This is a genomic window from Halomonas terrestris (assembly GCF_049166755.1).
GTDB lineage: Bacteria > Pseudomonadota > Gammaproteobacteria > Pseudomonadales > Halomonadaceae > Halomonas.
This window is the reverse complement of sequence record NZ_JBMHFZ010000031.1, coordinates 17,863-29,656: the sequence shown is the minus strand read 5'-3', so window position 1 is coordinate 29,656 and position 11,794 is coordinate 17,863. Positions and strand designations below refer to the sequence as shown.

Annotated in this window: 12 protein-coding genes; 7 read left to right on the top strand and 5 right to left on the bottom strand. The window is 70.7% G+C overall.

What is annotated here, in order from left to right; translation table 11 throughout:
• Positions 1-57 precede the first annotated feature (57 nt).
• The 4 genes from ACOMD9_RS20060 to hemC are packed head-to-tail and all read right to left on the bottom strand — an operon-like array spanning position 58 to position 4,654.
• Positions 58-1,335, bottom strand: coding sequence for a heme biosynthesis HemY N-terminal domain-containing protein (locus ACOMD9_RS20060; RefSeq protein ID WP_421417775.1), 1,278 nt, complete (start codon positions 1,333-1,335; stop codon positions 58-60).
• The gene (locus ACOMD9_RS20055; protein ID WP_421417774.1) at positions 1,332-2,912 is read right to left on the bottom strand and encodes a uroporphyrinogen-III C-methyltransferase; all 1,581 of its coding nucleotides are present in this window, start codon (positions 2,910-2,912) and stop codon (positions 1,332-1,334) included. Before ACOMD9_RS20055 ends, ACOMD9_RS20060 begins: the two co-directional genes overlap by 4 nt.
• 6 nt (positions 2,913-2,918) lie before the next feature.
• Positions 2,919-3,713: a uroporphyrinogen-III synthase gene (locus tag ACOMD9_RS20050; RefSeq protein ID WP_421417773.1), complete on the bottom strand. Its 795-nt coding sequence runs from the start codon at positions 3,711-3,713 to the stop codon at positions 2,919-2,921.
• Positions 3,713-4,654, bottom strand: a complete 942-nt coding sequence (gene hemC, locus ACOMD9_RS20045; RefSeq protein WP_421417772.1) for a hydroxymethylbilane synthase — start codon at positions 4,652-4,654, stop codon at positions 3,713-3,715. The genes ACOMD9_RS20050 and hemC overlap by 1 nt, the downstream gene beginning before the upstream one ends.
• Before the next feature lie 260 nt (positions 4,655-4,914).
• On the opposite strand from hemC, the gene argH reads away from it, so the two are divergent.
• The 7 genes from argH to ACOMD9_RS20010 are packed head-to-tail and all read left to right on the top strand — an operon-like array spanning position 4,915 to position 10,997.
• Positions 4,915-6,318, top strand: coding sequence for an argininosuccinate lyase (argH, locus tag ACOMD9_RS20040; RefSeq protein WP_421417771.1), 1,404 nt, complete (start codon positions 4,915-4,917; stop codon positions 6,316-6,318).
• Entirely contained in the window at positions 6,318-6,473 is a 156-nt protein-coding gene (gene lptM, locus ACOMD9_RS20035; protein ID WP_421417770.1) for an LPS translocon maturation chaperone LptM, read from the top strand. The genes argH and lptM overlap by 1 nt, the downstream gene beginning before the upstream one ends.
• 2 nt (positions 6,474-6,475) lie before the next feature.
• Positions 6,476-7,756 (top strand): diaminopimelate decarboxylase, encoded by a 1,281-nt coding sequence (lysA, locus tag ACOMD9_RS20030; protein WP_421417769.1) that lies wholly within the window; start codon positions 6,476-6,478, stop codon positions 7,754-7,756.
• Positions 7,756-8,589: a diaminopimelate epimerase gene (gene dapF, locus ACOMD9_RS20025; protein WP_421417768.1), complete on the top strand. Its 834-nt coding sequence runs from the start codon at positions 7,756-7,758 to the stop codon at positions 8,587-8,589. Before lysA ends, dapF begins: the two co-directional genes overlap by 1 nt.
• 23 nt (positions 8,590-8,612) lie before the next feature.
• Entirely contained in the window at positions 8,613-9,332 is a 720-nt protein-coding gene (locus ACOMD9_RS20020) for a DUF484 family protein (RefSeq protein ID WP_421417767.1), read from the top strand.
• Positions 9,325-10,257, top strand: coding sequence for a tyrosine recombinase XerC (locus ACOMD9_RS20015; protein ID WP_421417766.1), 933 nt, complete (start codon positions 9,325-9,327; stop codon positions 10,255-10,257). The genes ACOMD9_RS20020 and ACOMD9_RS20015 overlap by 8 nt, the downstream gene beginning before the upstream one ends.
• A complete protein-coding gene (locus ACOMD9_RS20010; protein ID WP_421417765.1) occupies positions 10,254-10,997 on the top strand; it encodes an HAD family hydrolase in 744 nt (247 codons plus the stop codon). Before ACOMD9_RS20015 ends, ACOMD9_RS20010 begins: the two co-directional genes overlap by 4 nt.
• A 163-nt stretch (positions 10,998-11,160) precedes the next feature.
• On the opposite strand, the gene yihA is transcribed toward ACOMD9_RS20010, so the two are convergent.
• Positions 11,161-11,784, bottom strand: coding sequence for a ribosome biogenesis GTP-binding protein YihA/YsxC (gene yihA / locus ACOMD9_RS20005; protein ID WP_421417764.1), 624 nt, complete (start codon positions 11,782-11,784; stop codon positions 11,161-11,163).
• Positions 11,785-11,794: the final 10 nt, after the last annotated feature.

The window sequence follows — 11,794 nt, the reverse complement described above, 5'->3', positions numbered from 1 at the left end:
GCCGAAAGGCGCCCCGAAAGGTGGAATCACTGGCGGCAGGTGAGACGGTGGCCCGGATCAGGCCCGGGAGCCGCCCTCCTTCGCCTTGCCCCGCGACCCGCTGCCCTTGCCGGGCTCGCCGGCCTCGCTGGGCTGGGGGAGGGAGGGCAGCGACTTGTCGAGCAGCTCCACGCTCTGGCGGTAGAAGAGCTGGCTCTTGTTGTGCTCGCCGAGATTGGCGTAGAGCCGCGCCAGCTCGGCGCACACCACGCCGCTGGGACGCTGGCGCTGGCTCGCCTCGAAATACTCCCGGGCCTTGGCCCAGTAGGCGTTGCGCAGGGACAGCCGGCCCAGGGTGAGCAGCAGGTCGGGGTCGTTGGGCCGCTCCTGCAGCCACTTCTCGGCGTAGACCAGCTGGCGTGACGCATCCACGTTGAGCAGCCCGTAACGCAGCACCAGGCGACTGTCCCAGTGCTCCTTGAGGGAGTGGCGCAGCAGGCGTTCGGCGATGGCCTCCTGGTTGCCCCGCACCAGCGCCTCGGCGTAGAGCACGATCAGCTCGATGTGGCCACGCAGGTGGTCGGGCATGTCGGCCCACAGGTTGCGCACCCGCTCGATGTCCCCCCCTTCCCGGGCCTCGTGGACGATCAGCTCGCGATAGGCGCGCAGCTCGAGCTGCTCGCGCTCCTCACGGGAGATCAGCTGCTGGGCACCGAGGCGCGGCATCAGGCGCCGCAGGCCGTCCCAGTCGCTGACGCTGAGATAGGCCTGCTTGAGCTGCTTGAGTACCTGGGGGTGGTTGGGCAACTGGCGGTCGAGGCGGGTCAGGATCGCCAGCGCCTCCTCGTACTGCTGGCGGTCCAGCATCAGCTGGGCCTGCATCATGCCCACCGCGTTGTCGGCGCCCTCGGTGCTCAGGTGGGCGCGCTTGAGCAGGGTATCGGCCTGCTCGTAGCGTCCCTGGTAGTGAGCCGCCAGCGCCGCGGAGAGGTAGTTGACCAGCGGGGTGCTGGAGTCGTCGGCGGCCTTGACCAGCGACTTCTCGGCCTTCTTCCAGCGCCCCTCGGCCAGCGCCACCAGGCCACGCACGGTGCGCTTCATGGCATTGCGGTTGCGGGTACGGCTGTTCCACACCTTGAAGCGGCTCATCGGCCGGCTCAGGCGCATCAGCACCCGCAGGCCGAAGTGCAGCACCAGGAAGGCCGCCAGCAGGATGACCAGGCCGAACCAGAACGACGTCTGGTACGAGGTATCGCCCACCCGCACCAGCCAGTAGCCCGGCACCGACATCATCAGCTGGCCGAACAGCGCTCCGAGCGCCAGGCCCAGGACGACGATCAGGATCAGCTTTCTCATGCGTCATCTCCCCGGGCATCGCTGCCCCGCGACTCGAAACGGCGCTGGATGAAGCTGGCCAGGGCCTGCTGGGAACCGCTGATGTCGGGCAGCTCGGGACGAATCGCCTCGCCCTTCAGCGCCTCGAGACGCGAGGCCACCGATTGCACGCCGCTGGCCTGGGTATCGTAGTAGCCGTTGATCAGGGCCAGCGCCTTGTCGAGGCTCGCCTCGTAGAGGGCCTGCTCCTCCTTGAGCAGTGCCAGCTGGGCCTGCTCCAGCACCAGGCGCACGCTCTGGCGCAGGTAGGACTCCTGCTCCGGGGTGATCAGGGCCTCGAGCGCCTGATCGTGATGGCGAACGGTGACCAGCGACTTGAGCTCCTGGCCGAAACGCGACAACTGCTGCTGCCAGGCACCGGACGGTGCCTCCTCGAGGCCCGAACGGGCGACCTGCTCCTCAATGTCCTGCCCCAGCGGCTGGCCGGCGATCTGCTCCTGCTGGGCGTTGAGTGCCAGCCACAGGCCGGTACGGTCGACCCGCGGCACCGCGTCCAGCGCGGCCAGCTCGGCGGCGATCTCGCGACGCACCGGTACCAGGGCCGGGTTGTCGGCCTCGCGCAGGCGCTCGTCGGCGGTCCGCAACAGGGCCGCGGCCCCCATCACGTCGCGTTCCAGCTGCAGGCGTTGATTGGCCAGGCGCAGCAGGTAGGCGGCCTCGGCATGCAGCCAGTCGCGCTCGTCGGTCTCCTGCTCGCTGGCGAGTTCGGCCAGCACCTGATCCAGGGTATCGTCCACCTCGCTGCGATAGCTGGCGAACTCGCCCTGGAGCTCGCTCAGGGCACTCTCCAGCGCCGCGTCTCGCTCGCTCTCGCCCTCCTCGAGCCGGTTCTCCAGGGCCGCCAGATCCGCCGCGCTGCGCGACTCCAGCTCGGCCAGACGCTGCTGCTGGGTATCGAGCTTCTGCCAGGCCTGCCAGCCGAACAGCGCCACGGCGACGGCCAGCACGACCACCAGCACGAGGGCCAGCCAACCGGCCTTGCCGCCTCCCCGGCCCTGGCCGCCGCCGGAAGCCGTCGCGGCGGCCGCGCCACCCCCACCGCCCGCCGCGGCAGGCTTCGGGGCCTCGCTGGCAGCGCTCTTGCCTGCCGGCTTCGCCTTCTCGGCGGCCGGCGTCGGCTTGTCACTCGACCCGGCGGTGGCGGCCGCCTTGTCGTCGGAGGCACTGGCCGGCTTGCCTGCCGGCGTCTTGTCGTCCGCAGCCGCCTTGTCGTCGGACTCGCTGGCCGGCTTGCCTGCCGGCGTCTTGTCGCCCGCAGCCGCCTTGTCGTCGGAGGCACTGGCCGGCTTGCCTGCCGGCGTCTTGTCGCCCGCAGCCGCTGTCGACCCGGGCTTCGCTGCCGCGCCTCCCTCGGAGGCCGCCGAAGCCGATGAGCTCGAGGCAGCCGACTGGCCACCCTTGCCACGACGCCGGGAACGTCCCTTCGCCGCGACACCGCCCTTGTCGGCCTCGTCGCCCGGCGCCGTCGATTCCGCGCCGCCCTGGGCCGCGCCGGACGGTTTCTGCTGTTCGTCCTGATCGTTTGATTGCTTGCTCATCTGTCGCTAGCCCTTTTCGAGATCGTCTTGATCGACATCGGCATCTTGCGGGTCGCAGGCCTCGGCCACCGCCGCCGCCAGGGCGGCAGGAGTGGCACCGGGCGCCACGACGGGGGCACGGAACCCCAGTCTGCCGGCCAGTGTAGCCAACCGGGCGCTGGAAACGATTAGCGGTTGGTTCAAGGCAGCACGCGAACACCATCTTGCCAGATGTTCGAGGATTTCTCCGCTACTGACCACCAGTGCCCGATACTCACCGCGTGCCAGTCGCTCGCGCATGGCAGGCGATGGAGAGAGGAGTTGGCGACGATAGATCGCCAGGCGGGTCACGCAGGCCCCGCGCGCCGTCAGGGTGTCGGCGAGCAGGGGGCGTCCACCCTCCCCGGCCACCAGCAGTACACGCTGGTCGTGGAGCCTGCGCAGCGAGGCCAGCCGCAGCAGCGCCTCGCTGGTGTCCTCGCCGGCCTCGGTCGGCGGCAGGTGGACCCGTACACCGAGCAGGTCGTGCAGGGTGGCGGCGGTGGCGGCCCCTACCGCGTAGAAGGCCAGGCCCACCGGAAGCTGCGGCCAGTACCGGTCCACCGCCTCGGCCAGACACTCGGCGGCGAAGGGGCTGATCACCACCACCCGCTGGAAGTGATCGAGGTCCAGCCAGGCCGAGCGCATCTGCGGGGTTTCCGGGAGCGGCACCAGGCGCATGGCCTCGATGCGCTCCACCGGCCAGCCGGCGGCCTCCACGGCCGCCGCCAGCGCCCTGCCACGACTACCGGGACGGCTGATCAGAACCGGCGGGGCCGACATCAGCCGGCGCCATAGACCTCGGCGAGGATCTCGCCGGCCCCCTGGTCGAGCAGTTCCTCGGCGACCCGGATCCCCAGCGCCTCGGGCTCATGCAGCGAGCCGCGCCCCTCGGCACGCAGCACCTGGGTACCCTCGGGGTTGCCCACCAGGGCGCGCAGCCAGAGGGTCTGGCCGTCGCCCTCGAAGATGGCATGGCCGGCAATGGGTACCTGGCAGCCCCCTTCCAGGCGGGTATTCATGGCCCGCTCGGCACGCACCCGGGTCGCGGTGGCCGGGTCATCCAGCGGCGCCAGCAAGGAGATCAGCTCGGCATCGTGCATGCGGCACTCGATGCCCAGCGCGCCCTGGCCGCAGGCCGGCAGGCAGACCTCCGGCGGCAGTTCCATGGCGATGCGATCATCCAGGCCCAGCCGCCGCAGGCCGGAGGTCGCCAGCAGGATGGCGTCGAACTCGCCGTCATCGAGCTTGGCCAGGCGGGTCTGGACATTGCCACGCAGGCTGAGGACCTCGAGATCGGGGCGTGCCTCGCGCACCTGCAGGGCGCGGCGCAGGCTGGAGGTGCCGACTCGCGCGCCCTCGGGCAGGTCGTCCAGGGAGGCATGGCGGTTGGAGACGAAGGCGTCGGTGGGCTCGGCCCCCTCGAGGATCACCGACAGGCCGAGCCCTTCGGGGAAGTGCATCGGCACATCCTTCATGGAGTGCACGGCGATGTCGGCACGACCATCGAGCATGGCCTCCTCGAGCTCCTTCACGAAGAGCCCCTTGCCGCCGACCTTGGCCAGCGGGGTATCGAGGATCTTGTCACCGCGGGTGGACATGGCCACCAGCTCCACCTCCAGCCCCGGGTGGGCCGCCATCAGGCGGTCACGGACATGTTCGGCCTGCCACATGGCCAGTTGACTCTTGCGGGTGGCGATACGCAGCGTGGTGATGGCGTGCACGAAGTTCTCCCTGTACCGGGTCCCTCCGAACGGCAGGTGATGCCGTCCTGGCGGCCGGTGACGATGATGTGGACTGTCCTCATCATAAAGCACCCGGCGAGGCAGGAAAAATCGCGACCGTTCGCCGCGCCCCGGCCGGCTACGCCCCTCGCCAGTCTCGCCGACTCTGGTACACTTCTGCCATGTCCCGGCAGCGCGCTCTCGGCGGCGCTGCGACCGGCACGTCACCCACCGCACAGTCATGCAGGATGTCCAGCCCGATGAGTCAGACCACCAACCAGTCCTGGGGCGGCCGCTTCAACGAGCCCACCGATGCCTTCGTCGAGCGTTTCACCGCCTCGGTCGACTTCGACCGACGCCTCGCCGCCCATGACATCCGGGGCTCCGTCGCCCATGCCACCATGCTGGCGCGGGTGGGAGTCCTCACCGACGACGAGCGTGACGCCATCGTCGCCGGGCTCGGCGAGATCCGCGACGAGATCGAGCGCGGCGAGTTCCAGTGGTCGGTGGCCCTGGAAGACGTGCACATGAACATCGAGGCGCGGCTGACGGAGAAGATCGGCATCACCGGCAAGAAGCTCCACACCGGTCGCTCGCGCAACGACCAGGTGGCCACCGACATCCGCCTCTTCCTGCGCGACGAGATCGACCTCGTCGCCGCCGAGCTCGCCCGCCTGCGGGCCGGCCTGATCGAACTGGCCGACCGCGAGGCCGACACCATCATGCCCGGCTTCACCCACCTGCAGACCGCCCAGCCGGTCACCTTCGGCCACCACCTGCTGGCCTGGCAGGAGATGCTGGCCCGTGACCACGAGCGGCTGCTCGACTGCCGCCGCCGCGTCAACGTGCTGCCCCTCGGGGCCGCGGCACTCGCCGGCACCACCTACCCCATCGACCGCCACGTCACCGCCGAGCTGCTGGGCTTCGACCGCCCCGCCGAGAACTCCCTGGACGCGGTGAGCGATCGCGACTTCGCCATCGAGTTCACCGGCTTCGCCAGCATCCTGCTGATGCACCTGTCGCGGATGAGCGAGGAGCTGGTGCTGTGGACCAGCGCCCAGTTCGACTTCATCGACCTGCCCGACCGCTTCTGCACCGGCTCCTCGATCATGCCGCAGAAGAAGAACCCCGACGTGCCCGAGCTGGTGCGCGGCAAGACCGGCCGGGTCTATGGCCACCTGATGGGCCTGCTGACCCTGATGAAGTCCCAGCCGCTGGCCTACAACAAGGATAACCAGGAGGACAAGGAGCCGCTGTTCGACACCCTGGACACCGTCAAGGACTGCCTCAAGGCCTTCGCCGACATGGTGCCGGCCATCGAGCCGAAGAGGGCGCAGATGGCCGAGGCCGCCCGACGCGGCTTCTCCACCGCCACCGACCTAGCCGACTACCTGGTGCGCCGCGGCGTGGCCTTCCGCGACGCCCACGAGATCGTCGGCCAGTCCGTGGCCTACGGCCTCAAGCAGGAGAAGGACCTCTCCGAGATGCGCCTCGAGGAGCTGCGCCAGTTCTCCGACACCATCGAGGCGGACGTCTTCGAGGTGCTGACCCTGGAGGGCTCGGTGGCCGCCCGCAACCATATCGGCGGCACCGCCCCGGACCAGGTGCGCGCCGCCGCCCAGCGCGCCCGCGACGCCCTGGCCACCCTGGAAGGCTCCGCCTGATGCATCGGATCGCCTTCGCCGCCCTGGCCCTGCTCGTCGGGCTGGCCGGCTGCGGCCAGAAGGGCCCCCTCTACCTGCCCGACGACGAGCAGGCCGCCGAGCGCTATGGCCAGCCGGCCGATAACGACGACACGCCTCAAGACAGCGAGACCTAGGCATGGATCACTTCGAATACCGCGACGGCGTGCTCTACGGCGAGGATGTGCCCCTGACCCGCGTCGCCGAGCAGTTCGGCACGCCCTGCTACGTCTACTCCAATGCCACCCTGGCCCGGCACTTCCGCGCCTACACCGAGGCCCTGGGCAGCCACCCCCACCTGATCTGCTACGCGGTGAAGGCCAACTCCAACCTCGCCGTGCTGGGCCTGCTGGCCCGCCTGGGCGCCGGCTTCGACATCGTCTCGGTGGGCGAGCTGGAGCGGGTGCTGGCCGCCGGTGGCGACCCCGCCAGGGTGGTCTTCTCCGGCGTCGCCAAGCAGGAGGCCGAGATGGCCCGGGCGCTGGAGGTGGGCATCAAGTGCTTCAACGTGGAGTCACGCCCCGAGCTCGAGCGGCTCGATGCGGTGGCCGGGCGCCTGGGCAAGGTGGCGCCGGTGTCGTTGCGGGTCAACCCGGACGTGGACGCCGGCACCCATCCCTACATCTCCACCGGGCTCAAGGACAACAAGTTCGGCATCCCGGTGGACGAGGCCCTGTCGGTCTACGAGCTGGCCGCCGGCCTGCCCAACGTCGCGGTGACGGGCCTGGACTGCCATATCGGTTCCCAGCTCACCGAGCTGTCGCCCTTCCTGGACGCCCTCGACCGCCTGCTGGTGCTGCTCGAACGGCTGCGCAGCCGCGGCATCGAGGTCCAGCACCTCGACCTGGGCGGGGGCCTCGGCGTGCCCTATCACCACGAGCATCCGCCCCAACCCTTCGACTACGCCACCGCCCTGCTGGAGCGGCTCTCGAGGTGGGAAGGCAGCGAACGGCTGACCCTGCTGTTCGAGCCCGGGCGGTCGATCGCCGCCAATGCCGGGGTGCTGCTGACCCGGGTAGAGTTCCTCAAGCCCGGCGAGACCAGGAACTTCGCCATCGTCGACGCCGGCATGAACGACCTGATCCGCCCGGCGCTCTATCAGGCGTGGCAGGCGATCCTGCCGGTGGATACCCGCCGCGCCCGCGACACCGCCACCTACGACGTGGTGGGCCCGGTTTGCGAGACCGGCGACTTCCTGGGCAAGGAGCGCGACCTGGCCATCGCCCCGGGGGACCTGCTGGCGGTGCGCTCGGCCGGGGCCTACGGCTTCGTGATGGCCTCCAACTACAACAGCCGGCCGCGGCCGGCCGAGGTGATGGTCGACGGCGAGCACGCCCACCTGGTGCGTCGCCGTGAGCGGCTCGAGGAGCTCTGGGCCGGCGAGGCGCTGCTGCCGGAAGATGACGAGGAGGCCCCCTGATGCTGCTGCACTTCACCAAGATGCATGGCCTCGGCAACGACTTCATGATGGTCGACCTGGTCACCCAGCGGGCGCGACTGGAGGCCGAGCAGATCCGCCGGCTGGCCAACCGCCGCTTCGGCATCGGCTTCGACCAGCTGCTGATCGTCGAGCCACCGCGGGACCCGGACATGGACTTCCGCTACCGCATCTTCAATGCCGACGGCAGCGAGGTGGAGAACTGCGGCAATGGGGCGCGCTGCTTCGCCCGCTTCGTGCGCGACCAGCGGCTGACCCACAAGCACGAGATCCATGTGGAGACCGCCGGCGGCCCGCTCATCCTGCGGGTGGAGGACGACGGCCAGGTCAGGGTGGACATGGGCCAGCCGCGCTTCGACCCTGCCGCCCTGCCCTTCGATGCCCCCGAGGACAGGATGCTGCACACCCTCGAGGTCGACGGCGAGCGGCTCGAGGTCGGCGTGGTCTCCATGGGCAACCCCCATGCGGTGCTGCGGGTCGACGACGTCGACAGCGCCCCGGTTGCGCGCCTGGGAGCGGCCATCGAGGCCCACCCGCGCTTCCCCAGGCGGGTCAACGCGGGGTTCATGCAGGTCGTGTCGCCCCACGAGATCCGCCTGAGGGTCTACGAACGGGGCACCGGCGAGACACTCGCCTGCGGCACCGGCGCCTGCGCTGCGGCAGCCACCGGCATCCGCCAGGGCGTGCTCGAGAGCCCGGTCACGGTGCACCTTCCCGGCGGCGACCTGCGCATCGAGTGGGCCGGCGGCGACACCCACCTGACCATGACCGGCCCTGCCGTGCGCGTCTTCGACGGCCGCGTCGCCCTGAGCTGAAGCCATTTCCCAAGGAGTTCGCCATGACCCGTGCCGCCCCAGAACCGCGCAAGACCCTCGACCCCGATCGGGTGGCCCAGTGGCTGGCCCGTCACCCGGACTTCTTCGTCGGTCGCGAAGGGCTGCTGCAGCAGCTCAGGGTTCCGCACCCCGAGGCCCGCGGCGCCACCTCGCTGCTGGAGCGGCTGGTGCACGACCTGCGCAACCGCGCCGAGCAGGCCGAGTGGCGACTCGAGCAGCTGCTGGAATCCGCCCGCCACAACGAGGCCCAGTACCGGCGCACCCGGGAGCTGGTGCTGGCCCTGCTGGAGGCCGAGAACAACGACGCCCTGGGCCAGGCCCTGGCCACCCAGCTCAGCGAGCGCTTCCAGACCTCGGCGGTGGCGCTCTGGTGCCCGGCCAGCCTCACCGATGCCGAACCCCACCCGCCGCAACCGCCGCGCCACGTGCTCGATGATCACGCCGGCCAGCGCCTCGCCGCCCTGCTCGACGGCCGCACCAGCCGCTGCACCCGCCTGACGCCCACCGACTGGAAGCGCCTGCTGCCCCATGCCCAGGCCCCGCGCAAGGCGGGCTCCTGCGCCCTGGCCCGCCTGACCCTGGGCGAACCGCTGGGTTACCTGGTGCTGGCGAGCCCCGACCCCGACCACTTCCGCGCCAGCATGGACACCCTGTTCACCGAGTATGTCGGCGACGTGGTCGCCCGCCTGCTGGTGCGCCTGGCCCATCCCCCCCATGGCTAGCCGTCCCGGGGGCGAGGTCCCGCTGATGCGGGAGGTCGAGACCTTCCTCGAGGCACTGGCCCGTACCGCCAGCCCCGCCACGGTGAGTGCCTACCGTCGCGACCTGGAAGCACTGGCCGGTTTTCTCCAGCGCGGTGGGTGCCACGACTGGGCCCGCCTCGACGTGACCCTGCTGCGACGCTTCCTCGGCGGCGAACGGGGCCGCGGGCTGGCCCCGCGCAGCCTGTCCCGGCGCCGTGCGGCGATCTCGCGCTTCTCCGGCCACCTGCTGCAGGCAGGCATCCTGACGCACAACCCGGTGGCCCTGACCCGCGGCCCGCGCCAGCCCCGCCACCTGCCGCGGCCGCTGGATGCCGACCAGCTGGCACACTTCCTGGATACGCCCCACGACGGCACTCCCCTGGCCCGGCGCGACCAGGCGATGCTCGAGCTGTTCTACTCCAGCGGCCTGCGCCTGGCCGAACTCGCCACCCTCGACCTGGGCGACCTGCAGCCTCGCCGCGTGCGCGTGCGCGGCAAGGGCGGCAAGCCGCGCCAGGTGCCGGTGGGCCGCCGCGCACGCCAGGCTCTGGAGGCCTGGCTGGCGGTGCGCGACCGGCTGGCGCCAGACGACGAAACGGCGCTTTTCGTCGGCGTCCGCGGCAGGCGCCTCGGCCACCGCGCCATCCAGAAGCGCCTGGGCGAGCTGGCCAGGGCCCGGGGGCTCGCCGAGCACCTCCACCCCCACCGGCTGCGCCACTCCTTCGCCAGCCACCTGCTGGAGTCGAGCCAGGACCTGCGCGCCGTCCAGGAACTGCTCGGACATGCCAACCTGTCCACTACCCAGGTGTATACCCGGCTCGACTGGCAGCACCTCGCCGCCAGCTATGATGCCGCCCACCCGCGGGCCCGCCGCCATGACGACGACCGGGGTGACCACCGATGACGACCGTCACCCTCCAGGCCATCACCTTCGACCTCGACGACACCCTGTGGGATAACCATGGCGTCATGGAGCGCACCGAGACGGGGCACTATGCCTGGCTCGACCAGGCACTGGCCGAGTGGCAGGCCCACCGCGGCGAGGCCCCGGAAGTCGGCTTCGCCGAGCGCTTCCCGCTATCGGCGTACCAGGCCCGGCGGCTCGAGCTGGCCCGCCGCTATCCGCTGCGCCGTGGTGACTTCAGCTGGCTGCGCGAGCACGCCCTGGCGTCGCTGCTGCAGGCCCATGGCCTGCCGCGCAGCGACGCCTCGCGATGGGCCGCGCGGGCGATGCAGCGCTTCATGGTGCTGCGCCACGAGGTCTCGCCGCACCCCGAGGTGGAAGCCATGCTCGAGGCCCTGGGAAGCCGCTACCGCCTGGCCAGCATCACCAACGGCAACGTCGACATCCGGCGCCTGGCCCTGCACCGCCATTTCCCGGTGGCCATCGCCGCCGGCGAGATGTTCACCCCCAAGCCCGACCCGCGCCCCTTCCTGGCGGCACTGGCCCGGCTGGGCACGGCCCCGTCGCGGGCGCTGCACGTGGGGGATTCGTGGAAGGAGGACGCCCTGCCCGCCCGCCGGCTGGGCATGCAGGCAGCGTGGATCGCCGGCGCCGACGTCGGCCTGCCGACGGGCATCCACCGCCTGGCCCATGTGCGGGAACTGCCCGAGCTGATCGCCTGGCTGGAAAATCAGCAATAGCCCTCGGCGAGGGGCGCCGAAGTTCCCTTTGGGGTCAGACCCCGGCGGAGAGAGACACCGCCGGAATGGTGCACCAAGATGGGCCTGGCGGCTTGGCTGGGGTCTGACCCCAAAGGGGCCACTCGCGCAGGCCTGCCGCCAGGATAGCCCCGTCCTTTCCCCGCTATTCGGCGTCCAGCAGCCAGGCGTCGAGGCGCGCATGCACCTCGTCGATGCCCTGCCCCTTGAGCGACGAGAAGAGCTGGATGCTGACCAGGTCCTCCCACTCGCGCAGCCGGCTGCGCACCTGCTGCAGGGCGCTCATCGCCGCGCCGCGCTTGAGCTTGTCGGCCTTGGTCAGCAGGATGTGCACCGGCATGCCCTTGTCGTCGGCCCAGCCCAGCAGGGTCTGGTCGAACTCCGAGAGCGGATGACGCACATCCATCACCAGCACCAGGCCACGCAGCGAGGTGCGGCGCTGCAGGTAGTCGGAGAGATGGCGCTGCCACTCCAGCTTGACCGACTCCGGCACCTTGGCGAAGCCATAGCCGGGCAGGTCCACCAGGCGCCGCTCGCTGTCACCTCCCAGGCTGAAGAAGTTGATCAGCTGGGTCCGCCCCGGCGTCTTGGAGGTGCGCGCCAGCGCCTTCTGCCGGGTCAGGGCATTGATCGCGCTGGACTTGCCGGCGTTAGAGCGCCCGGCGAAGGCCACCTCGGACCCCGTGTCGGGCGGGCAGGTCGCCAGCGTCGGTGCACTGGTGAGGAAGCGGGCGGTCTGGTAGTTGAGCGAATGGCTGAGTCGCGACATGGCGGGCAGG

Coding starts and splice junctions, on each gene's coding strand:
- ACOMD9_RS20060 (WP_421417775.1), bottom strand. CDS start 1,335: ATGAGAAAGCTGATCCTGATCGTCGTCCTGGGCCTGGCGCTCGGAGCG.
- ACOMD9_RS20055 (WP_421417774.1), bottom strand. CDS start 2,912: ATGAGCAAGCAATCAAACGATCAGGACGAACAGCAGAAACCGTCCGGC.
- ACOMD9_RS20050 (WP_421417773.1), bottom strand. CDS start 3,713: ATGTCGGCCCCGCCGGTTCTGATCAGCCGTCCCGGTAGTCGTGGCAGG.
- argH (WP_421417771.1), top strand. CDS start 4,915: ATGAGTCAGACCACCAACCAGTCCTGGGGCGGCCGCTTCAACGAGCCC.
- lptM (WP_421417770.1), top strand. CDS start 6,318: ATGCATCGGATCGCCTTCGCCGCCCTGGCCCTGCTCGTCGGGCTGGCC.
- lysA (WP_421417769.1), top strand. CDS start 6,476: ATGGATCACTTCGAATACCGCGACGGCGTGCTCTACGGCGAGGATGTG.
- dapF (WP_421417768.1), top strand. CDS start 7,756: ATGCTGCTGCACTTCACCAAGATGCATGGCCTCGGCAACGACTTCATG.
- ACOMD9_RS20020 (WP_421417767.1), top strand. CDS start 8,613: ATGACCCGTGCCGCCCCAGAACCGCGCAAGACCCTCGACCCCGATCGG.
- ACOMD9_RS20015 (WP_421417766.1), top strand. CDS start 9,325: ATGGCTAGCCGTCCCGGGGGCGAGGTCCCGCTGATGCGGGAGGTCGAG.
- ACOMD9_RS20010 (WP_421417765.1), top strand. CDS start 10,254: ATGACGACCGTCACCCTCCAGGCCATCACCTTCGACCTCGACGACACC.
- yihA (WP_421417764.1), bottom strand. CDS start 11,784: ATGTCGCGACTCAGCCATTCGCTCAACTACCAGACCGCCCGCTTCCTC.